16 protein-coding genes are annotated in these 23,391 nt (G+C 61.0%); 9 read left to right on the top strand and 7 right to left on the bottom strand.

Going from position 1 to position 23,391, the window contains the following annotated elements; translation table 11 throughout:
* The first annotated feature begins 50 nt into the window (after positions 1-50).
* The gene (locus tag H156_RS0105070) at positions 51-1,736 is read left to right on the top strand and encodes an NAD(P)H-dependent oxidoreductase subunit E (RefSeq protein WP_017366226.1); all 1,686 of its coding nucleotides are present in this window, start codon (positions 51-53) and stop codon (positions 1,734-1,736) included.
* Positions 1,733-4,510, top strand: a complete 2,778-nt coding sequence (gene fdhF, locus H156_RS0105075) for a formate dehydrogenase subunit alpha (protein ID WP_017366225.1) — start codon at positions 1,733-1,735, stop codon at positions 4,508-4,510. The genes H156_RS0105070 and fdhF overlap by 4 nt, the downstream gene beginning before the upstream one ends.
* Positions 4,511-4,670: 160 nt before the next feature.
* Here fdhF and H156_RS0105080 read toward each other — a convergent pair whose 3' ends face one another.
* Both H156_RS0105080 and H156_RS0105085 read right to left on the bottom strand, forming a co-directional pair.
* On the bottom strand, positions 4,671-5,717 hold the full coding sequence (locus H156_RS0105080) for a transporter (RefSeq protein WP_017366224.1): 1,047 nt from the start codon (positions 5,715-5,717) through the stop codon (positions 4,671-4,673).
* A 161-nt stretch (positions 5,718-5,878) separates the two neighbouring features.
* Positions 5,879-6,319 carry a hypothetical protein gene (locus H156_RS0105085; protein WP_010961790.1) on the bottom strand — a complete coding sequence of 147 codons (441 nt, stop codon included), beginning with the start codon at positions 6,317-6,319 and terminating at the stop codon, positions 5,879-5,881.
* Between the two features lie 171 nt (positions 6,320-6,490).
* On the opposite strand from H156_RS0105085, the gene polA reads away from it, so the two are divergent.
* The 5 genes from polA to H156_RS0105115 all read left to right on the top strand — a co-directional run bounded on the left by polA (position 6,491) and on the right by H156_RS0105115 (position 12,424).
* Complete coding sequence (gene polA / locus H156_RS0105090) at positions 6,491-9,211, top strand: DNA polymerase I (RefSeq protein ID WP_017366223.1); 2,721 nt, start codon at positions 6,491-6,493, stop codon at positions 9,209-9,211.
* Positions 9,198-9,578, top strand: a complete 381-nt coding sequence (locus H156_RS0105095; RefSeq protein WP_010961788.1) for a GIY-YIG nuclease family protein — start codon at positions 9,198-9,200, stop codon at positions 9,576-9,578. The genes polA and H156_RS0105095 overlap by 14 nt, the downstream gene beginning before the upstream one ends.
* Positions 9,579-9,815: 237 nt before the next feature.
* On the top strand, positions 9,816-10,676 hold the full coding sequence (locus H156_RS0105105) for a radical SAM protein (protein ID WP_050998226.1): 861 nt from the start codon (positions 9,816-9,818) through the stop codon (positions 10,674-10,676).
* Positions 10,677-10,724: 48 nt separating this feature from the next.
* A complete protein-coding gene (locus H156_RS0105110) occupies positions 10,725-12,026 on the top strand; it encodes a DUF3422 family protein (protein WP_017366222.1) in 1,302 nt (433 codons plus the stop codon).
* A 65-nt stretch (positions 12,027-12,091) separates the two neighbouring features.
* A complete protein-coding gene (locus H156_RS0105115) occupies positions 12,092-12,424 on the top strand; it encodes an MliC family protein (protein WP_017366221.1) in 333 nt (110 codons plus the stop codon).
* A 499-nt stretch (positions 12,425-12,923) separates the two neighbouring features.
* On the opposite strand, the gene H156_RS0105125 is transcribed toward H156_RS0105115, so the two are convergent.
* Genes H156_RS0105125 through H156_RS0105135 form a run of 3 tightly spaced genes read right to left on the bottom strand, consistent with a single transcriptional unit; the run spans position 12,924 to position 15,367 of the window.
* Positions 12,924-13,661: an SDR family oxidoreductase gene (locus tag H156_RS0105125; protein ID WP_017366219.1), complete on the bottom strand. Its 738-nt coding sequence runs from the start codon at positions 13,659-13,661 to the stop codon at positions 12,924-12,926.
* 2 nt (positions 13,662-13,663) lie between these two features.
* Positions 13,664-14,965: an FAD-binding oxidoreductase gene (locus tag H156_RS0105130; RefSeq protein WP_017366218.1), complete on the bottom strand. Its 1,302-nt coding sequence runs from the start codon at positions 14,963-14,965 to the stop codon at positions 13,664-13,666.
* A complete protein-coding gene (locus H156_RS0105135) occupies positions 14,966-15,367 on the bottom strand; it encodes a GtrA family protein (protein WP_017366217.1) in 402 nt (133 codons plus the stop codon).
* A 278-nt stretch (positions 15,368-15,645) separates the two neighbouring features.
* On the opposite strand from H156_RS0105135, the gene H156_RS0105140 reads away from it, so the two are divergent.
* Together H156_RS0105140 and H156_RS15830 are read left to right on the top strand one after the other, a co-directional pair.
* Complete coding sequence (locus tag H156_RS0105140; RefSeq protein WP_017366216.1) at positions 15,646-16,536, top strand: decaprenyl-phosphate phosphoribosyltransferase; 891 nt, start codon at positions 15,646-15,648, stop codon at positions 16,534-16,536.
* Positions 16,537-16,540: 4 nt separating this feature from the next.
* Positions 16,541-16,717 (top strand): divergent PAP2 family protein, encoded by a 177-nt coding sequence (locus tag H156_RS15830; RefSeq protein ID WP_017366215.1) that lies wholly within the window; start codon positions 16,541-16,543, stop codon positions 16,715-16,717.
* Between the two features lie 314 nt (positions 16,718-17,031).
* Here the strand turns inward: H156_RS15830 and H156_RS0105150 are convergent, their stop codons facing one another.
* The gene (locus tag H156_RS0105150; protein ID WP_238536905.1) at positions 17,032-17,826 is read right to left on the bottom strand and encodes a class I SAM-dependent methyltransferase; all 795 of its coding nucleotides are present in this window, start codon (positions 17,824-17,826) and stop codon (positions 17,032-17,034) included.
* A 169-nt stretch (positions 17,827-17,995) separates the two neighbouring features.
* Complete coding sequence (locus tag H156_RS16405) at positions 17,996-22,828, bottom strand: glycoside hydrolase family 99-like domain-containing protein (protein ID WP_081504064.1); 4,833 nt, start codon at positions 22,826-22,828, stop codon at positions 17,996-17,998.
* Between the last annotated feature and the right edge of the window lie 563 nt (positions 22,829-23,391).

Raw genomic sequence — 23,391 nt, forward strand, 5'->3', positions numbered from 1 at the left:
CGTTCTTGTCTGGCAGGGGTCGCCAGGAACCATTGTTGGGAGACAGAACTATGCCCGAATACCAAGCCGTTTCCTCGGATGAGCAGAGGCGCAGGCTGGGCAAGCCGAAGGGGCGTCCCGTCGACGCCCATGTGCTTGAGGAGATACAACGATTGCTGGGGGAGGAGCCGCGCCGCGCCGACCTGCTGATCGAACACCTGCACAAGATCCAGGACCACTACGGCCATGTGTCCGCCCGCCACATCGCCGCCTTGGCCTCCGAGATGAAGCTCTCCCAGGCGGAGGTCTACGAGGTCGCCACCTTCTACCACCACTTCGATGTGATCGCGGAAGGCGAATCGCCGCCCCCTCCGCTCACCGTCCGGGTGTGCGAGTCCCTGAGTTGCGCCATGGCCGGCGCCCACGCCCTGATGCCGGCGCTGAAAGACGCCCTGGGGGAGGGCGTGCGGATACAGCCGGTGCCCTGCGTCGGGCGCTGCCAGCACGCGCCGGTGGCGGTGGTGGGCCAGAACCCCGTGGACCGGGCCACGCCTGCGGCGGTGAGCGCCGCGGTGGAGCAGGGGCAAACCCTGCCCGCGCCCGCCGCCTACCGCAGCTACGCCGCCTATCGGGCCGATGGCGGTTACCGGCTGTACCAGGACTGCCGTTCCGGTCACCGCAGTCCCGAGGAGGTCATCGCCCTGCTGGAAAGCTCCGGCCTGCGCGGTCTGGGCGGGGCCGGTTTCCCGGTGGGACGCAAGTGGCGCATCGTCAGAGCCCAGCCCGCACCGCGCCTCATGGCGGTCAATATCGACGAGGGCGAGCCCGGCACCTTCAAGGACCGCCACTATCTGGAACGCGATCCCCACCGCTTCCTGGAAGGCATGCTGATCGCCGCCTGGGCGGTGGGCATCGAATCCATCTACATCTATCTGCGGGACGAATACGCCGGCTGCCGGCAGATATTGCTGCAGGCATTGCAGCAACTGTGGGAGGCCGTGCCCGGGCCGCTGCCGGAAATCCACTTGCGGCGGGGCGCCGGAGCCTATATCTGCGGCGAGGAGTCGGCCATGATCGAGTCCATCGAAGGCAAGCGCGGCATGCCCCGGCTGCGTCCCCCTTTCGTGGCGCAGGTCGGCCTGTTCGGCCGGCCGACCCTGGAACACAACATGGAGTCGCTGTACTGGGTGCGGGACATCGTCGAACGCGGGCCGGACTGGTTCACCGGCCATGGGCGGCGCGATCGCAAGGGCTTGCGCTCGTTCTCGGTGAGCGGCCGGGTGCGAAAACCCGGCGTACACCTGGCCCCGGCCGGCATCAGTGTGCGCGAACTGATCGCCGAGTATTGCGGCGGCATGGCGGAGGGGCATGAATTCTACGGCTACTTTCCGGGCGGGGCTTCCGGGGGCATCCTGCCCGCCAGCCTGGGCGATCTGCCCCTCGACTTCGATACCCTCACCCCCTACGGCTGTTTCATAGGATCCGCCGCCGTCGTGGTGTTCTCCACGCAGGACAAGGCCCGCGACCTGGCGCTCAATGCCATGCGCTTTTTCGCCGAGGAATCCTGCGGCCAGTGCACCCCTTGCCGGGTCGGCACCGCCAAGGCCGCCGCGCTCATGGCCCAGCCCCAGTGGGATCGGCCATTGCTGGAGGAACTGGCCGGCGCCATGAGCGATGCGTCCATCTGTGGACTGGGCCAGGCCGCGGCCAATCCGCTGCGCTGCGCCATGAAGTATTTTCCGGAGGAATTTCGATGAACCCCAGCGACGAGATCGTCTTCAAGCTCGATGGACGGCCGATCGGCGCCCGGCCGGGAGAGGCTATCCTCCAGGCGGCGCGTCGTCATGGGGTCGAGATCCCGCACCTGTGCCACCGGGACGGTTTGCGCCCCGACGGCAATTGCCGCGCCTGCGTGGTGGAGATCGAGGGCGAGCGGGTGCTCGCCGCCTCCTGCTGCCGGATGCCGGGCGAGGGCATGGAGGTCCGGTCCGACAGTCCCAGGGCCCGTTCCGCGCAGAGAATGGTGGTGGAACTGCTGCTCGCCGACCAGCCCGAGATCTCCCGCAGCCGCGACGACGAATTGCGCCAGTGGGCGGAGCGGCTGGGGGTGTCCGGCTCACGCTTTCCCGGCCGGGAGGCGCCGCCGCCGGACCGCTCCAATCCCGCCATCGCCGTCCAGCTCGATGCCTGCATCCAGTGCACGCGCTGCGTCCGCGCCTGCCGGGAGACCCAGGTCAACGACGTCATCGGCTACGCCTACCGCGGCAGCCATGCCCGCATCGTGTTCGATCAGGGCGATCCCATGGGGTTGTCCAGCTGCGTCTCCTGCGGCGAATGCGTGCAGGTGTGCCCCACCGGCGCGCTTGCCCCCGGCAACGGTGCCGCCCTGCTGGAGGCCGACCGCCGGGTGGATTCCGGCTGTCCCTACTGCGGCGTCGGCTGTCAGCTCACCTACCACGTCAAGGACGGCAAGATCGTCAAGGTGACCGGCCGCGACGGCCCCGCCAATCACGGAAGGCTGTGCGTCAAGGGGCGCTACGGCTTCGATTATCCGGCCCACCGCCAGCGCCTGACCCAGCCCCTGATCCGCAAACCGGGTGTCGCCAAGGACCCCCGGGGCGAACTGGACCCGGCCGACCCGCTGGCCGCATTCCGTCCCGCGAGCTGGGAGGAGGCGCTGGACTTCGCCGCCGACGGCCTCAAGCGCATCATCGCCGAACACGGCAAACATGCCCTGGCCGGTTTCGGCTCGGCCAAGGGGAGCAACGAGGAGGCCTATCTGTTCCAGAAGCTGGTCCGCACCGGCTTCGGCACCAACAACGTCGATCACTGCACCCGGCTGTGCCATGCCTCCTCGGTGGTCGCCCTGCTGGAAGGGGTCGGATCGGGGGCGGTGTCCAATCCGGTAGCGGACGTGCAGCACGCCGAAGTGGTGGTCGTCATCGGCTCCAATCCCATCGTCAACCATCCGGTGGCCGCGACCTTCATCAAGAACGCGGTGAAGAAAGGCACCACCCAGCTGATCCTCATGGACCCGCGCCGCACCGAACTGGCGCGCCATGCGGCCTATCACCTGCCGTTCCGGCCGGACAGCGACGTGGCCATGCTCAATGCCCTGCTGCACGTCATCGTCACGGAAGGTCTGGTGGACGAGGACTTCGTCCGATTGCGCACCGAGAACTATGAGGCGCTCAAGCAGAACGTCCTCGCCTATTCGCCGGAGGCCATGGCGCCCATCTGCGGCATCGATGCCCGGACCCTGTGCGAGGTGGCCCGTCTCTACGCCCGATCCAGGGCCTCCATGATCCTCTGGGGCATGGGGGTCTCCCAGCATGTCCATGGCACCGACAACGTGCGCTGCCTGATCGCCCTGGCCATGGTCACCGGCCAGATCGGCCGGCCGGGCACCGGCCTGCATCCGCTGCGCGGCCAGAACAACGTCCAGGGCGCTTCCGACGTCGGCCTCATCCCCATGTGTTTCCCGGATTATTTGCGGGTGGACGACGAGGCGGCGCGGGCGAAGTTCGAAAGACTGTGGGGCGTGCCCCTGGACGGCCAGCCCGGCCTGACGGTGGTGGAGATCATCGACGCGGCCTGTGCCGGCCGGATCAAGGGCATGTACATCGAGGGCGAGAATCCGGCGATGTCCGATCCCAACAGCAACCATGCCCGGGAGGGTCTGGCGAGCCTGGAGCACCTGATCGTCCAGGACCTGTTCATGACCGAGACGGCCTATTTTGCCGACGTCATCCTGCCGGCCTCGGCCTATGCGGAAAAGACCGGCACCTTCACCAATACCGACCGCATCGTGCAGATCGGCCGTCAGGCCGTGACGCCGCCGGGCGAGGCCCGCCAGGATCTGTGGATCATCCAGGAAATCGCCCGCCGTCTGGGGCTGGACTGGAACTATCAGGGGCCCCGGGAGGTGTTCGAGGAGATGCGCTCGGCCATGCCGTCGATTGCGGGCATCAGCTGGGAGCGTCTGGAGCGGGAAGGCCATGTCACCTATCCCTGTGCCAGCGAGACGGATCCGGGCCAGCCGGTGATCTTCACCGAACGGTTCCCCACTCTTTCCGGACGGGCCAGGATCGTGCCGGCCGACATCATCCCGGCCGATGAACGGCCGGACGCGGACTATCCTCTGGTGCTCATCACCGGCCGCCAGCTGGAACACTGGCATACCGGCTCGATGACGCGGCGCGCTTCGGTGTTGGATGCCATCGAGCCGGTGCCCACCGTCAGTGTCCATCCGCTCGACTTGGAGGGTATCGGCGCCGAGGCCGGCGATGTGCTGACCGTGGAGTCGCGGCGCGGCCGGATCGCCCTGTTCGCCCGGGCCGACGAAGGCATCCCCCGGGGCAGCGTGTTCATCCCCTTCTGTTACTACGAAGCCGCCGCCAACCGTCTCACCAATCAGGCGCTGGACCCTTACGCCAAGATCGCCGAGCTCAAATACTGCGCGGTGCGGGTGCGCAAGGGCGGCACGGTTGGCCGGGAGTTTGGCTACCAGCTCAGGGGTCGGGTCGCCTGAGGGGGACGATCAAAGCCAGCCTGCGCCATCACCGAGGTTTTCCCCGTTCTCCCTGGGCATGTCAGACCGCCATCAGAATGCGACTTCGACACCGGCCGTGCTGGGCAGGCCGGCAGGGTCCGGTCGAAACTGGCCGCACTGCCCGGCCTGGCTTCAGGAGTCAGAAGGTGAGGGCGAGGCCCACCGAGCTGATCAGGGAGGGGGAGTTCCGGGTGGTGCCGGCGGCGCTCTGTGCCCACATCGCGAAACGGCTGTCGACCGTCCAGATCAGGCCGGCGCCCACGGCATCCTGGGTCTGGTCGTCGGTCACGGCGGCCTGTGAGCTGGGGAGCCGCGGCAGGGTCATGGCATTGTAGTAGCCATGGATGAAGACGGCGAAATCCTTGTCGAAGAGGTCGCGTTGCAAGGCCCACTGGAACACGAATTCCCATTCGTCCTGACCCGGCGTTTGCTGGGTGCGCGTCACACCCAGGTTGTATTCCAGGTCGATGTCGAACGGCAGCGACTGGTCGAAATTGAAGCTGATCGAAGGCTGGGTGCCCGAATCGAAGGGTGCGGAGCCCAGCCACTGGGTCTGGAGGTAGGCCTCTATCCCCAGAGCCGGCAGGAAATAATCCGGCTTTTCCAACCAGACATTGATCTTGGTGTCGAAGGCGATGGGTGCAAAGCCCCAGGCAGAATTGCCGCCGCCCTGCCAGGTGACACCATTGCCGAACAGGCGAAGCTCGATTTCGTCGGTCAGGCCGTAGCGCAGCAGGAATTCCGTGTTGTACTGCGCAGGGTTCGACCGGGAAGTGCCGTAGTAGGTGAAAGGCACGAATTCCACATAGGCGTGTCCGGCTGGAAGGGTGAATGCGCTGTTGGGAAAGTTGGCCAGGTCCGGGCCGGGGTTGTCGATGTCGGGTTGCGAGCGCCATTTCTCGACGTTTTCGGGCAAGCGGGCGCGGGAACGGTTGTAGCGGCCTTTGAAAAACGCTTCGGTCACTGCCTCGGCACGTTGGCTGCCATAAGTCTCGAAGGGTTCGTAGGAGGGGGGGCGGGCAAAAGCCGCCGGAGCTTCGGCTTCGGCAGGAGCGGGATTCCCTCGACCCGTTTTCGTTCCCGGGTCGGCGTTTCGCCGGCGGGCTTCCATCGCCGCTACGTGTTGTTTGGCGAAGGTCCGGAACGCCGCGTACGAAGATGCGAAGGTCGCATCGGCAGCGACCACGGTCGCTGTCTCGGTCCGGGGGGCTTCCGTGGCTACGGTCGCCGCGCCAGTCCGAGTTTTGGGAGACGGGTTTCCGAGCGAGGTACATCCGGCGGCCAGCGTGGCGGTCAACGCGAGTCCGGCGGCTCCGAGGGGTGACATCAGAGGGTTCCGCACGGGTTCTATTTGATCAGGGGAATGCGTTCAGCGATTTCGGCATTGACCGCCGCCTGGATCTTGGCTTCTATCTGGTAATAACGGGCCGCCTTCTTGGCCAGGATCGCCGTTGCAAATTTCGGGAAAAACGTTCTCAGCAAGCGGTAACGCTCTTCTTCGAGGCTGATGTGCTCCAGCACGATTCTTTTCGCATGTTCATCCGTCATCGAGTCGAAGTTGTTGCCCAGTTCGACGTAATAGGCCTCCCGCCGTGCCGTCAGCGCCGAGAGTTCTTTCCAGTATTGGTCGTATATGGGCCAAAAGCGGGCGGCCTCCTCGGGTGTCAATGGCAGATTGGCTTCAATCAGGCGCCGCCGCGACCGGGCGTAGTCTTCGTCCTCGGCGGCATGAGCGGGCGGAAGGATGCCGCATACGATCAGAGCGAGAATGATGCCGGTACGGGACATGGGTACTCCTGAAGATGGATGTCGGCGGATGCAGGCGGGGTCGGCAGGAGCGCCGATTGGCGTCGGCCCAGTTTAGCACCGGCCGATCGCGGATGAGGTGTCAAGGGGGTTCCGAGGCTTCGCCTCCCGGGTGAGATCGTATATCTTGAGCCTCTGCGAATTTCCTTGAGCATGCCCGTGTCCGACACCTCTCCGCTCCTCGTCCTCGTCGACGGATCCTCTTTTCTGTACCGCGCCTTCTTTGCCCTGCCGCCTCTGACCAACTCCCACGGCGAGCCGACCGGGGCCGTCTATGGCGTCATCAACATGTTGCGCAAATTGTTGCAGTCCTACGACGGCGCCCACATCGCCGTGGTGTTCGACGCGCCGGGGCGGAATTTCCGCGACGAGCTCTTCGAGCATTACAAAGCGCACCGCCCGCCCATGCCCGACGATCTGAGGAGCCAGATCGAGCCGCTGCACCGGGTGGTGCGGGCGATGGGGCTGCCGATGCTAATCGAGCCGGGGGTGGAGGCGGACGATGTCATCGGCACCCTGGCGAGGCAGGCGGTGGAACGGGGCTTCCGGGTGGTGATTTCGACCGGCGACAAGGACATGGCGCAACTGGTGTGTGACCGGGTGATCCTGGAAAACACCATGTTCGACAGCCGGCTCGACGTCAACGGCGTGATCGTCAAGTTCGGCGTCCCGCCCGAGCGCATCGTCGACTATCTCGCCCTGGTCGGAGACACCTCGGACAACATCCCCGGCGTGCCAAAGGTTGGCCCCAAAACCGCCGCGAAATGGCTGGCCGAATACGGTTCGCTCGATGCACTGATCGCCCGCGCCGGAGAAATCGGCGGCAAGACCGGTGAGAACCTCCGCGCCAGTCTGGAGCTGATCCCGCTCTCGCGCGAACTGGCCACCATCCGTTGCGACCTCCCGCTGCCGCTGACGCCGGAATCCCTGGAGCGGCGGCCGCCGGACAAGGCCGCTTTGCGCGAGCTGTATACTCGGCTGGAATTCAAGACCTTGCTCCGGCAACTGGACGCCGAAGCGGACGACCCGAAGGCCGCTCCTCCCGTCGCCGCGGCGCCGGCAGTCCAAACACGCTACCAGGCGGTCATGGACCCGGCCGCGTTCGACCGCTGGCTGGAGAAACTCGAAGCGGCCGAGCTCTTCGCCTTCGATACCGAGACCAGCAGTCTGGACTACATGCGCGCCGAGGTCATCGGCCTGTCCTTCGCGGTCGAGCCGGGCGCGGCGGCCTATGTGCCGCTGGCGCACGACTACCCCGGTGCACCGCCCCAGCTCGACCGGGCCATGGTGCTGGAGCGCCTGCGGCCGCTGTTGGAGGACCCGGGCAAGGCCAAACTGGGCCAACACCTCAAGTACGATGCCAATGTGTTGCTCAACCATGGCATCATGCTGCGCGGCATCCGCCACGACACCATGCTCGAGTCCTACGTGCTGAACAGCACGGCCACCCGGCATGACATGGACTCGCTGGCCGAGCGTTACCTGGACCGCAAGACCCTCCATTACGAGGATGTCGCCGGCAAGGGTGCGAAGCAGATCCCCTTTGCCCGGGTTTCGGTCGAGGACGCTTGCCGCTATGCCGCCGAGGACGCCGACGTCACGCTGTGCCTGCATCGGGCGCTGTGGCCCCGACTCGAGAGCATACCTTCACTGCGGGCGGTGTACGAGACCATCGAGATCCCGCTGGTGCCGGTGCTGTCCCGCATCGAGCGTGCCGGCGTGCTGGTGGACGTGTACAAGCTGGCGGAACAGAGCCGCGAGCTGGAACGGCGCATGGCGGAGGTCGAGGCCGAGGCCCGGGCCGTGGCGGGTGAGACCTTCAATCTCGGCTCACCCAAGCAGATCCAGACCATCCTGTACGACAAGCTGGGGCTGCCGGTCATCAAAAAGACGCCGACCGGCCAGCCGTCCACCGACGAGTCCGTGCTTCAGGATCTGGCCGAGACCTTCGAGCTGCCGCGGCTGATCCTGGAATACCGCTCGCTGTCCAAGCTCAAGTCCACTTACACCGACAAGCTGCCGCACCAGGTGAATCCCGTCAGCGGCCGGGTCCACACATCCTATCACCAGGCGGTGGCGGCGACCGGGCGGCTGTCTTCGTCCGACCCCAATCTGCAGAACATCCCGGTGCGGACCGAGGAAGGCCGCCGCATCCGTCAGACCTTCATCGCGCCACCCGGCCACAAGCTGCTGGCGGCGGACTACTCGCAGATCGAACTGCGGATCATGGCGCATTTGTCGGGCGACGCGAACCTGCTCGCCGCCTTCGCCGAGGACGCCGACGTCCACCGCGCCACCGCCGCCGAGGTATTCGGTGTGGCGCTGGAAGAGGTGACGAGCAGCCAGCGCCGTTCCGCCAAGGCCATCAACTTCGGGTTGATCTACGGCATGTCCGCCTTCGGACTGGCCAAGCAGCTCGGTATCCAGCAGAAGCTGGCGCAAGGTTACATCGACCTCTACTTCGCCCGCTATCCCGGCGTGCGCGCCTACATGGACCGTACCCGCGAATCGGCGCGCGAGTTGGGGTATGTCGAAACCCTGTTCGGCCGCCGCCTGCACGTGCCGGACATCCAGTCCCGTAACGGCCAGCGCCGCCAGTACGCCGAGCGCACGGCGATCAACGCGCCCATGCAGGGAACGGCCGCCGACATCATCAAGCGCGCGATGATCGCCCTGGACGCCTGGATCGAATCCAGCGGGGCGCCGTTGCGGATGATCATGCAGGTGCATGACGAGCTGGTGTTCGAGGTGGCCGAGGATTTCGTGTCCGAAGCCACCGCCACCGTGCGTGAGCACATGAGCCGTGCCGCCGAACTCGCGGTGCCGCTGATGGTCGACATCGGCACCGGCGACAACTGGGATGAGGCTCACTGACACGCAAACGGCGACGGTCTACCAGCTCGACATCCTGCTGACAGCCGAGGCGCGGATCACCGTCGGCCGGCTGGGCGAATTCCTGTTTCCGGCCGGCCGTTACGTCTACACCGGCAGTGCCCGCCGCAAGCTGGATGCCCGCATACGTCGCCATCTGAGCCGGAACAAGAAACTGCGCTGGCATATCGATTACCTGTTGATGGTGGGAGCGGCCGAAGTGGTGGGCGTCCGTTTGTTCGAGGACGGTGAATGCGCGGTGAACCAAGCGACCGAAGGCATCGTCGTCGCGCCAGGTTTCGGCGCCAGTGATTGCCGCAGGGGCTGCGGCAGCCACCTGAAATTCTCCGGGCATTGGCACCAGTTTTGATGTTGGCCTATCATGCGCAACCGATGCCACCAAGAGGATGTCCGTCGATCTGCCTTTTCTGCCCGATGTGCAAACCGAGGTGTCGAGCAGGCTGGGAATTCCCAATCTCGCCGCCGTCCCGGTGCGAATCCTGAAAGTGCCGGTGACTTCGTTATCCGCCTGCCGCCCGGGGATCACCCGGGCGGTGGAATTCCTGTTTCGAGGGTTCTGACCGGAACCCGCGTGGTATCTTCGAGCGTGTCCGCATCCCATCGACTTTCCGTCTCCGACCACAGCCGCGACAGCGCCGGCCTGCGCTACGTCTATCCGGTCCTGTCCCGGCGCGCGGGCGGCCTGTCGCTCGGCATCAATCTCAACCCGAACAATGCCTGCAACTGGCGCTGCATCTACTGCCAGGTGCCCGACCTGCGTCGTGGCGGCGCTCCGGCCGTCGACGTCGTTCTGCTCTCTCGAGAGCTGGAGGGTTTGCTGGCCGATGTGCTCGAAGGTGATTTTTTCGAGCGTTACGGCGTACCGGACGACCAACGGCGGATTCGTGACATCGCCATTTCCGGCAACGGCGAGCCGACCGGTGCGGCCGAGTTCGAGCAGGTCATCGCAGCCATCGATAAGGTGACGGAGCGATTCGGCCTGTCCGGACGGATCGGGTTGGTGCTGATCACCAATGGCAGCGGCATCGAGCGCTTGCCCGTCCAGCAGGGTCTGAGGCACTGGGCCGCCCTCGGCGGAGAAGTCTGGTTCAAGCTGGACAGCGCCACCGAGGCGGGCATCCGCCGGATCAACAACGTGCATCTCGCGCCGCGAACCGTCAGGCGCCGCATCGCGGCCTGCGCGAAGCTTTGCCCGACCTGGCTCCAGACCTGTCTGTTCGCATTGGACGGTGCGCCGTCTTCCGCTCCCGAACAGGAGGCCTATCTGGCCTTCCTGTCCGGTCTGGTTTGCGATGGAATCCCTGTGCGCGGCGTATTGCTGTACGGTCTGGCGCGGCCTTCCCTGCAGCCGGAGTCGTCCCGGCTGGAACGATTGCCGGCGGAGGCCCTGGAGGCGTTCGGCGCCGCGATCCGGGAACGCGGGCTGGCGGTCAGGATCACTCCCTGACGTCGGCTCGACGGCCGAATTCGAACAACAACCACGAGAATCGAGGTTATGCTACCGACCCACAGCCACGCGGACCGCAGGGAGCTGAACGACGAAGTCCATGCGCGCGCCTATGAGAACCTGTTCGCTCCGGAGCAGGTGTCGCAACTGATCATGCTGGTGACGCCCGAAGACCGCGCCAACGAGGCCGCGCACATCGCGAAGCTGTGCCGTGCCTGGCGGGTGTCCGCGCCGGAGGCGGGCGGGCAGATATACTTCGACAACGGCGAGGTGCGGGTGCAGATCGAGCGCCACCAGGAGTTCACCCGCTACCGGTTCAGCCGGCGGGTCGACGGCGTCGGGTCGTTCGAAAATTCGCTGTGCAATGCCTTGCCGAACGACTGGCTCGGCAAGCTGCCGGGGGCCTTGTTGGTCGCGGCCCACGTCGAACTCGTGCCGCACCAGGACGAAAGCCGGTTCCGCAGCGAGGAAGACTTGAGCCGGGTGTTCGAAGGCAACCGGGTGATCGGCGCGAAGATCGCCGGCGGTGCCGGCCGGGCCTACACCGATTTCCGCATCCATGCGGACGGCTACAGCCGCTTCCTGGTAGTGGACGAATCGCTTTCCCCGGGGCAGGCGGGCCGGACCGTGCAGCGCCTTCTGGAAATCGAGACTTATCGCATGCTCGCGCTCATGGCGTTCCCCGAGGCGCGCAAGCTGATTCCGCGCCTGCGGGCAGCGGACCACGAGCTGTTGCGCCTCACGGCCTGTCTGGCGAGGGATGGCGGCGAGACCGACGAAGTCATTCAGGCGGAGCTGTCCCAGCTGGCGGCCCACGTCGAGAATCTGCTGTCGGCGAGTTATTCCCGCTTCGATGCCTCCCGTGCCTACCACGCCATCGTCAACACCCGGCTCGAGCAGTTGCGCGAGCAGCGCATTCCCGGATTCCCGACCTTTACCGAATATCTGACCCGGCGGCTGGCGCCGGCCATGCAGACCATCGTGGCGGTGGCGCACGGACTGGAGCAGCTGTCCCGCCGGATCGCCAATGCCAATCAGTTGCTGACCACCCGCATCGACGTCAAGCTGGCCCAGCAGAACCAGTCCCTGCTGCAGTCCATGAACCGCCGCGCCAAGCTGCAGCTGCGCCTGCAGCAGACCGTGGAAGGGCTGTCGGCGGTCGCCATCACCTATTACGGCGTGTCGCTGGCCAACGAACTGTTCAAGGGCTTGAAAGCCGCCGGCCTGCATTTCGTCAACGTGGAATTCATGACCGGCCTCAGCGTGCCCTGGGTCGGCTACATGGTCTACCGCGGACTGTGCCGCTTCAGGGAGACGATCGAGCAGGACGAACTCTCGGAGCCAAAATGAGCTTCTTTAGAGGGGCCATATCACGGCCCTGTTGTTCGAAAGACGACGGAAGGAGGAAGCGCTCCGTGAATCCGGTCTCCGTTATTCGGCGGGCGCTTAGTGCGGCGATCGGCGTTCTGGCTTCCGGCTGCGTCGGCATGGGGCAGGACGGAATACAGTCGGATCGTTATGTTCTTTATTACTGCGACGGCGGCCGGAAACTCCGGGTCTGGTTTCAACGGGACCGCGCGACGGCGGTCGTGGACCTGGGCGATAGGTCGGTCTCGCTGCCCAGGCTTACCGCGTCCGAAAGCGGAGATTATTACTCGGACGGCGTCACCGGTTTGTCGGTCAAGGACGATGTCGCCGTGGTGGAGGAGAACGAGGTCGTGACCTACAGCGCCTGTATGTCGGGATGATGTGTTCGAGTGCGTTATTCGACCGCGCTGCCATGGCCCGGGACCTGGACCCGTCATGGCGCAATCCGAATAGGGTCAGGAACGCGGGCGGCCTGGCCATCGCCTGGCGCTACACGCCTGCGGCCCGGATCATCACCAGGGCCATCCCGAGGAGAAACGAGTCGCCACGGAGCGCGGGACGTACGAAACCGACTCTTCCAAATACCAAGCAATCCAGGATTGCCGTGATTCTGCAATGGGCGATACGATGCCCATCGTGTCGTGCGGTGATGAGCGGGATGATTTCCCGCCAGCCCATTGGAAGCGAAGTTACAAGAAAGGCGTCGTAGTCATCGCCATGAGGTATGTTGGGCGTATGGCGAGTTGCCGTTACAAAGAGGACGGTAGCGGGTATCAAGGGGATGAAACAGCCTATGCCATCGATGGACGTGACACTATCCGATTTGGGCGTGCCATGATTGCGTCGATGGTGTCTGGAATTCGGCCCTGCGGAGTTCTGTCAGAGCTTCAGCCGCTTGAAAACCGTCTCCGGTATTGATCTGATCATTAACATGATGAGTGCCCAGAACCCCGGCAGGTAGACCGAGTCCGCGCCTTTGCCGATGGCCTTTTCGATACCTGCTGCGATCCGCTCCGGCTGCGCCCACAGCATGCCCTTTTCGAAGGCCGCGGTCATCGGCGTATCGACAAAGCCGGGTTTGATGATGAGCACGCGCACGCCGCTCCCGAACAGCCGGTTGCGCAGCCCCTGGCAGAACACCGTGACCATGGCCTTGGCCGCCCCGTAGACGTAATTGCTTTGCCTGCCGCGATCGCCCGCGGGCGAACTGACGACGGCCAGGGTTCCGTTCCCTTGCTGCTCCATCCGGTTGGCGAGGTGGGTCAGCAGCGACAGCGTACCGATGGCGTTGACGTTGAGTTCCCGCAGCGCCTCATCGAAACTCTGCTCGCAAGCCCGCTGGTCGGGCAGGGTGCCGTGGGCGATCAAGGCCACGTCGATGCCGCCGAGGGTCTCGTACGCCTGGTCGAGCAGAGCGGGATGGCCGGCGAAGTTCTCCGCCTCGAAATTCGCGCAGTCCACCGACTCGGCGCCGCGGATGCGGAGGTCCTGAGCCAGCGCTTCCAGTCTGTCGAAGTCACGGCCCAGCAGGTAGAGCCGGTCGCCGCGCCCGGCGAAGCGTCGGGCGGTGGCTTGGGCGATGGCGGAAGTGGCGCCGATGATCAGTATCTTCTGCATGCTCAAAGTCCCAAACGTTCCGATTGCAACGAACGGAAGGTGGTGTCCGCTCCATATTTTCGGCGCAAATCCTGGAATTCCTTCCAGCGCGGATAACCGGCGCGGAAGGTTTCTGCACTCATGCGCACGTCTTTGGTCAGGTACAAACGCCCGCCGTGATCCAGCACGATGCGGTCCAGTTCTTCCAGAAACGGAAGCAGTCCCGGCTCCAGCCTGAAATCCAGCGCCAGGGTGTAGCCTTCCATGGGAAAGGACAGAGGGTTGCCGTTGGCTGGGCCGAAGGTCTTGAGCACGGCCAGGAACGAACCTCTCTTGGAAGCCGCGATCCGTTGCAGGACCTCCTCGATGCCGGCCGCTCCCGACGCCTTGGGGATGACGAACTGGTACTGGGTGAAGCCCGACTTGCCGTAAATCCGGTTCCAGTGGCCTATGCCATCCAGCGGATAGAAGAACGGGTCGAAATGCACGACACGTTCGCGTTGCCGCCCCCTGACCCTGTGGTAATAGAGTGCGTTGAAAGCGGTCACGCTGTACCGGTTCAGGGCGAAACCCGGCGTATCGACGGGAACCGAGAGCGGCGTCTTTGCGGTCCCGTGCAGGCGGCCGTCGTCGATGAAGTCGCCGGTCATGAGGAGCGACCGGCCCAGCCTCGGGCCGGTGGCGAGGCAATCGATCCAGGCGACCGAGTAGGGGGCGCCGGACTGCTCGGCGAAAAGGCTCAGGGCGTGATCCAGATCGTCGGCCTTGAAGGTGGTTTCCCGCAGATAAGCGCTGCGGATGGGCTTGAGCCGGAGCGTGGCTTCCAGGATGAAACCGGTCAAGCCCATGCCGCCGCAGGTGGCGCGGAACAGATCCGCATGCTGCGTCTTCGAGCAGTCGACCATCCCGCCATCGGCCAGCATGAGCGAAAAGCGCTCCACATGCCGGCTGAAACAGCCTTCGAGGTGATGGCTCTTGCCGTGCACGTCGCTCGCGATGGCGCCGCCGACGCTGATCAGCTTGGTGCCGGGCGTCGCGTGCAGAAACCAGCCGCGCGGCACGAACACGTCGAGGATGTCGGCCAGCAGCACGCCCGCTTCGCACCGCAGTACCCCGGTTTCTGCATCGAACGCCAGGAACCGGTCCAGCCGGCGGCTGCTCAACACCTGCGGCGCCAGGGCGCTGTCCCCGTAGCTGCGGCCGTTTCCGCGCGGGATGCCGCGGAATCGAGCCCGCGGAAACCGCGACCGAAGGTCCGGGATCGAGTACGGCGCGAACACTTCGGCGTCGACGGCGGGTTTCCGCCCCCATCCTGTCAGCCTCATTCAGACTCCCCGCTGCCGGAACACGAAACGCTTGTCCATGTGATATTTAATCAAATATCCCAGGGTGAGGCCGATGATTCCCCCCGCGTACCGCAGCGTCTTGGTCTGGAACAGATAGTCGAACCCGAACTCGAATCCCCAGAAAACCCCGGTCGTCACCAACCCCATCAGCGTATACAAGGCAAAGGTGCGGGTGTCGTGCCCCAGTCCCTTCACCTTGAAACGGAAGATGTATTTCTTGTCGAGCACGTACTTGACCACCAACCCCACCGCCGTGCCGACCAATACGGAGGCCGTCACGCTATGAATCCCCTGATAAAGCCGGATAGCGACATCCTGGCTGCCGATATTGGCTACGGTGGCGATAAGCGCAAAAAATGAATACCATAGCGCCGTCTTCATACCCTGTGCAAAATTCCAGATTCCAATTCATGCAACATATTCACGGCAATGTATGCGTTCGAAACCACAAAGCTTTTGACCCACTCTCCCTCTGGGACAAATCCGCCAGGAGCGGATTTTATGCGGCACATCCCCCATGCCGCACCCTTCGGGCGCTCCGCGTGCACAAATTCGCAGGGAGCAGGTTTGGACATGCGGAGCATGGCCCGGACGGCCCGGCATGACTGGGCCAGGGTGGGGGAAAGTTTTACAGGTTTCCGTCAAGGGGGAGGGCTTTGATGGCTCCCAATCCTGCCACGGCGCGCAACACGGGTAAATCCACTCTTGTCGGGCTGCTCATGCTGCTGCGGCTCCGCCAGTGGGTGAAGAATGCCTTCGTCCTGGCCCCCCTGATATTTTCCGGCGAGTTTCTCAACCTGCCTGCCATCGGCCAGTCGCTGCTCGCCGCCCTGTTGTTCAGCCTCGCGGCCTCGGCCACCTATGTGGTCAACGACCTCCACGACATCGAGCGTGACCGTCGCCATCCCACCAAATCCAGGACCCGTCCCCTCGCCGCGGGTATCGTCTCACCGTCTCAGGCCGGTCTGCTGCTCGCCGGTCTCTACGGTGCGCTGATCGGGGCATATTTCGTCATGCCCGGCGTGGTTCAGGTCATCGCGGCGTACTTGGTGCTGAATCTCCTGTACACGCTCGTGCTCAAGCATCAGCCGGTGATAGACATCTTCACGATTGCCATTGGTTTCGTCCTGCGCGTTTATGCCGGCGCCCAGGCCCTCGCGGTTCCGGTTTCCCCCTGGATGTTCGTCACCACCCTGTGTCTCGCCCTCTATCTCGCCGCCGCCAAACGCCGCCAGGAACTCGCCTTCAGTGGCACCGGTGGAAGCAGGGTGCTCGAGCGCTATAGCGTGGCGCTGGTGGACCGCTACGCCGAAATGGCGGCGACCGGCGCGCTCGTGTTCTACAGTTTGTTCGTGATATCGGCCAAGCCCGGAATGGTGGTCACCATACCCCTCGTGCTGTTCGGGCTATTCCGCTACTGGTACGTGATCGAAGCGCTGGACGGCGGCGAATCCCCCACCGACGCCCTCCTCGGCGATTGGCAACTCGCTCTGACTGTGCTGCTGTGGATCGGTACGTGTATCTGGGCCCTTTGGCCGATGACAGTGTGATCTTATGGATATCGCCTGCGCCATTACTCCTTTTCTGGCCTGGCTCACCGCCGGAACCTTGAAATTCATCGTCAACAGTTGCCGCGCCCGGCGTCTGGCATTCGGCCAGATCGGTTATGGCGGTCTGCCAAGCAATCACAGCGCCATAGTCAGCAGTACAGCCGCGCTCATAGCGTTTTGAGAGGGTATGAGCCATCCAGCTTTCAGGGGCCCGGTCACTATCGCTTTCGTCGGCGCGTGAGCCCAGGTTTGACTCTTGGAGTTCCTTCCGTACGGCGGTGTTCGTGCGGACACGGGGATGGAGACGGATCATCCTATGGATACCCTTTTCAAGGGGTGACCCAACACTTCCCGGAGAACGCTCCGGGCTTCGAACAGAGCATAATTCCTTTCAGAAACCTCGGGACATAACGCCTAGCGATGTTGGGCAAGTTTCCCCATGTTTCCTATAGAAATAACCATTCAAAAGTATTGGCGAGGTCGTTCAGATGTGAATCAATGGCGTGGCTTTTTTGTTACAAAGACCTCGATGTACTCTCCATCTATACCTAACGACCTGTCTCTGGTTACGTAGGTGGTGGTAATGCCGCCCGACCATTTGCCAATCAAGGCTTCGAAGTCATCTCCGTACTCCCAGGTTACGAGTGCCTTACCATCCCCTACGGGATTTCCGTGATAGACCGGATCATCGAGATACTCGATTTCTGAATCAACAATTCTCGCCCTCGGTCGGCTGCCGGGTAGATGTTTCTCCTTTGGAACGGTGAACACATGGGCTCCCCCAGGTTTCAATACCCGCATGATCTCCTTGGCCGCAAGATGCGGAGAGAAAATATGCTCGAATACGTCTTGGGTAATGAATAGATCAAAGCTGTCGTCCGGAAACGTGAGGGACTCGAGATTTTCATTGCGAATTCCATCAATCATAGCGCCTTCTTCTTCGGACTCGAAATATTGGGAAAACGAATAGTGGCTGCAATGCCTGGCGATTAGGTCGTTGGATGGGGATGATTCATGAATCTGCAGGCTATCCCAGCCTCGAAAGTGTGTATCGAGGATATACTGGATATGGCGCTGTCTGGGAATGGAAAGGCAGTTTGTACATAGATATTGATCCCTGAGCCAGTTTCCCGTGATAACGAATGTCGTTTGTTGTCTGCAGCAGTGACAATATCCTATGTTCTTTTCGTCCAATAACTGCTGAAGACACAGGTTCTCCGAAGTGATCGATGACACTTCTTCGAGAAGACGGCATCTTTCTCGGGACAGCTGGTCTATCGCTTCGCGCATCTGGTCCCGTTCGGAGATGAACCTTCCAAACGGTGGAATCTTTGAAGCTATCTTCTGAATGTGTTTGCGCATTATTGGAGTAAGGGTTCAAAAAAAGAACTGTTTGGTCATTTCATGGTTGATGCTGGAAATGCCGGGCCCGATAAGTAAAAATGAATCGAAGCAAAATCTAATGGAAGTATCTGAAGAAGGTATCGAGATAGAAATCCGTGAGTCTCTCTATACAGAATCGCTCGCCAGCGATACGAGCGGCTCGCTTTGCAGAGCGCAACCTTGCATCATCATCAATCATGCCGGCCAGGGCTTGTACCATTTCGTTGATCAGAAGTTGTTCACCCTGGTTTCTCGAGACCACCTGTCCAGGCATTTCACCGGTCGTCGTGGTCATGATGGATGGAATCTCGCCAATGTCCGTCGCGACGACCGGCAGACCACTTTGAAGGCATTCTAGAACGAAAAGAGGAAAGGATTCGCCAGAAAAGGTGCTAGGGAAAATCCCAAAGTCGCACTCGTCTATGACCGGACAAGGATTGTCGAGCCGTCCGAGAAAATGCACGAAGTGTTTGTCGAGATTGGCTGCCCTGATCGCGTCAAAATCCCGGCCATCTCCGATCAGCAATAATCTGCAGTCACGGTTGGTTTGAGCCCGCAATCTTTGCGTAACCTCGATCGCTGTCTGCCATCCTTTTTCATGGAGCGCACGCGAAGCGAGAACCAGGAGTATGGAGTCGTTGCCTGCATTGAGGCTTTGTCGGATACGAAGTCCGAGTCCTGCATTCGCGGGGCGCAAGGTAAGCGCGTTAAAAGATTTCGTAAAGTGAATACCATTCAGGCCCCGTTCCGTCAGGGGGATGATGTTCTTCTCCGAGAGGTATAACCATTCATTGACATTGCGCCTGACGTAGGCAATGAAATCCGCTGTCAAGAACTCTTTCTCGACCGATTCATAGCCGCCATGCAGCGAGGAAACATAGGGAATGTTGATTTGGACGCCGGAGCAATACAGGAAATATTCCACCCCGAAGTTGTGGGAGTTGATCAGCTCGATACCATACTCATTCAGGAACCCTTGAAAATTATTCCTAACTTCATCCCAATAGACAACGGGTATGTCGTTGCGAAGACGGTGGCGAAGAACAGGAATGTCATCATGGAAATTTTGCATCAAAGCCAGGAACGTTACATGGTGTCCCCGTGTTCTCAGCGCATTCGCAATCTCGATGGGTATGATCTCCCCTCCGCCAACCGTAAAGCCGTAGCTGGCAATACAGATCCGCAGGTCTCTCGGTCCTTGTTCTTTGGTATCTATCAGTCTGGCGACGTCGGCGACAGAAATATCAGGTATTCGATGTTTTAGTACTCGTGCGAGCTCTTCCGCATGGAGCTGAATGGCATTTTCCTTGATTCCGTATAGCTTGCGGATATCCTGAACGATCATGCGATGTTCTGAGAGATGCTTTTCGGAGAAAAATGCTTTCTGTGAAGTGCTCGTACGGTTGAGGCGAAAATAAGATCTGGCTTCATTACAGAAAGCGATCGAGCCGCCACGCGCAATCAGTGCATAAAAGTACCAGTCACCAGCGAACGTGTATGAAGTCAAGCGGCTTTTTTCGGTGTCGGTGAGAATTGGTTTTCTGAACACCGCGCCGGAGACATTTGGAATGATATTCTTGACGGCAAAAGGTCCTGTAAAGGCCCGCCAGGCAGAAACGATGTGAGAATGGCTCCAATCGAGGTCTGTCAAACCGTCATAATAGTTGGAAAGGTCGCTGTTGGGGGTTCCGTCGGCGTTGATGTAGCTGATATTGCCGTAAGCAAGAAGAATTTCTTCGCGTTTGAAATGGGGAACCATGTTGGCGAGGAAATCAGGTGCGCACTCGTCATCGCTTTCGGCTATCCATACCAAATCGCCTGTGGCATGTTCTAACCCCTTGATCCACTGTTTGAATACGTTACCGGAGTTGATGTCGTTCTCGATGATCGAATATCTTATGTTCGACTTTGAAAGGATGTCTCGGGCTATGGTGACGCTGTCGTCGGATGAGGCGTCATCGAGGAAAATTATTTCATCGGGTTTCTGGGTTTGATTGATTATCGAGAGCAGGCGGCGCTCGAGGAAATTGGCGTGGTTATAGTTTGGAACGATTACGGATAGCCTGGGTTTTCCATCCGAGGATGCATTCAACGCCTTTTTTGTGGCTTCCAGGTATCCAAAACCATATTTGGTGTCCGGCTCCAGATAAGTGCCCTCGCCCCATTCGTTCCATGCATTGATAAAAACGAGCCTTTCGTTTTCAGTAAGATTGTGGTCGGCGAGTGTTGCCTTGCAGGCTGTCAAAAGCCATTGCGCGTAGCTGGTCAGACTGAAATTTCTCAGGATCGTCGCCCGTTTCCCGCGCCTGGCGGAGTTGTCCCAGGCGAGTGTGACGCTTCGGAACAGCTTGTAGTCGACCTCAGGACTGTCGCAGAATTGAGTTGCGACGTTGTGATAATCGAACACACAGCCTTCGAAATCATCGGCTAGGTTGGGTGTTTCGGAATGGAATGCTGCGCAAGGTGCAGCATGTTGGGGCGGAAACTGGACCGCGGCGTCGAAGTGGAAGTCGCGCGGATCCTTTTGGCCGAAGGTCTGCGCGGAGACGAGGTAAATGCCGGGCCACCCGAGTTCGGTCGCATGCTTTCTCCACACTTCTTGGATGTGGGTGATGTCGGGTATGATGCTCGGTCGATAGACGAGGAGTAACGGTTTTCCGTCGATTTTTATATATCTGTCGTCGCAAAAATAGGTGTTTATGTAGCGCAAGAAAGCAATGGCGTCTTCTTCGCTGTGATGTTGCGCTATTAGAATGTCATCATCGAGCCCATCCCATCGGCGTGTCCAATTTTCATTGGCCCAGCAAAGGCAAAACGGCTGGTCGATTTGCGGGTTGGCAAGCATATTCAATAGCGGCTTTTCTAGCAGCGTTTTGCCGCCAAACCAATAGAAATAGAAGCAGAACCCATAAAGTCCGGCTTTCCTGGCGAGTTGTACTTGCTGGGCATACACCTCGATGTTTTCGAGGTTGTAGTAGCCGAGATGCAACGGCACGCGTGGCTGATGGTGCCCGTCAAACAGGGGTTTGCCTTTGCGGGTATTGGTCCATTCGGTGAAACCTTCTCCCCACCATTTATCGTTTTCCGGGATGGTGTGAAATTGGGGAAGATAGAAAGCTATCGCCTTGATCGGTGTATGCGCGACCGGTTCGGACGATAGGTCGACGTAATGTCGTTCCGGGACATCCAATGGCACATGTGCTTCCGCGGCGGTATCGGGGGGAGAGTTGTCTGGCTGATTTTCCAGGGGCCGGGGACATGTGACATCAGCCAGGTGAAGGCGGCGTTTCACCGATCCGGCGAGACGGGGCGGAATGATCATTTTTAGCCGGGGCGGCACGTGACGCCAAAGAAGGGGGAAAACGTGGTTTGTTGCCCTGGCGTATTGGCCGGTACACAGCCACCACATCAGCAGGAACGCTCGGCGGGTGTTTCGTAAGAGCCATCTCACGGCCACGGAGACGGCGCGTAGTGGCGCGGCTATACGCCAACTGGTCGAGCCGTAGACTGAAGCGAGCCGGGCCTCGGTTTGGGCGATGATTTGATGCAAGGAAGCCTTCTCTGCCTCCGCGTGAGCGACCTTTTCATCGAGGGCGGAGATCGTCGCGTTAGCCTCGTTCCTTTCTTTATGAAGTGCGGTGATTTCCGCCTCGTTCCGTGCGATGGTCTGCCTGAGCGTTTGGAGTTCGCTGTCGCGCTCGGAGATGAGTCGATTGAGCTCGGTTGTTCGGGCAATTTCTTTTCGATAATCCTCTAGCAGGTTTTGAGTCTGGACGAGCAGGGTCGCGGTTTTTTGCAGTTCGGCTTGGCTGGTATCGATCTTCCCCGAGGCGTTTTCGAATTCCATGCAGAGGTGAGCGACCTGGGAGCGCAGCCCGTCGAGGTCGCTGACACCCTCATTTAGTTTGGATGTGGCCGAAACCAGGGCGTCACGTTGGCAGGCGTCGAGATCGGCGAGACGTCCTTCGAGCGTGGCAAAGGATGGACCGATGGTCGCGAGCGTTTGCTCGAGTTGTGCCGTCAGTCGGGTTAGAGGGGATTCGGCCGGGACGGCATCGCGTTGAGCAAGTTCTGCCTCGATGGTCCGCAGGCGGTTGATGACGGACAGCAGATGCCTAGCCGCATCAGCGCTGAAAAGATGGCGGTTTTTTTCGATGAGCCTGTCGTAGCCGGTAATGTGTAAGAGGGGAGCCTGGCCGGTTTGGGAAAAATGGTTGTAAAAGTTTTGATGATCCTTGCTCCATTGGTTGTACTGTGCGGTCACACGAGGCAGGTGATAGAAAGGGTAGAGGCTGCCGACACGCAGCAGGAGGTCCCAATCTTCGTAAATGTCGAACTGCGGATCGAACCCCCCAACCTGCAGTAAGACCTGTCGATCGAAAAGAAGGGTGTTTAGCGGAATGTAGTTGCCACAGAGCAGTTCGGCGAGGTTGAAGTCTCGCGAGCCAAATACCTGGCGATTGACGATATCGAATTCACCTGTTTCGACATTGTAAACCTGCCAGCAAAGCTCGGCGTCGGAATAACACACCCGGTGTTCTATGTGTTCCAGGCAAGAGGATAGAAGTTCGATATGGTCCGGCAGGAACCTGTCGTCGTCATCGAGAAAACACAGATAGCGTCCCGTGGCGGCTTGCAGTCCCGTATTGGCGGCGATGGAGCGGCCTTGGTTCTGTTCCAGTTGAATCAGTATGAGTTCTACGTCACCGGCCTGCTCCTTGAGAGCCTCCTCGGGCAAGGGCCATCCGCCGTCGTTGACGACGATCACTTCCAATGGGCGGTGAGTCTGTTCGCGTACGCTTCGTACGGCCTCTGCGAGACGTTTGGGGCGGTCCTTCGTTCGTATTACCACTGAAACCAGTGGGTTGTCAGGGGTCAGGCGAACTGGTTCAACAGGAGTATTATTCATTCTGCTTCCGATGATCGGACGTAAACAAGTTTTCTATGAAAAAACAGCCTATTTTCCATGCTATAAAAAAGCTCGTGGATGGCTGCTGGTTCACTGGTGCATTTTAGTGATCGGTTTGTGCCATATCGGTCTGGGGTCACCGTGCCGATGACTCTGTTGAGTCAATGGTTCGGGCATGGAGCCGGACGACTATCGGTCGGCGGCGATCTGAATGTATACGGGTGTGGGTCATGTTTACGTTGTCTTCGATACAAATTTTGGCGCCATGTCGTGGATGAGATCTTCCGGGCTGAGTGTGGCGGAATCATTGCAGTGAGAAATTTTTCGCACCGAGGGATGATAGGGTTGTACTGTATTCGCTCGGTCGCCCAGTTATCTATTGATTCGGAAGTGCCCTGGTCTGGCTGTTCTTTCCCCTATCCGGATTCTTTCGGCATGGAACGGTCCTGATGACAATAGACGGATTGGAAGTGGCGATCAGTCCAGGTCGAGGTGGTTGCTTCGGCGCATCGCTGCGGGCGTGATCGTGGCTCCTCCCTTCCGCCAACGCCTTCTTGGATCCA

The sequence above is a fragment of the Methylococcus capsulatus str. Texas = ATCC 19069 genome, from assembly GCF_000424685.1.
GTDB lineage: Bacteria > Pseudomonadota > Gammaproteobacteria > Methylococcales > Methylococcaceae > Methylococcus > Methylococcus capsulatus.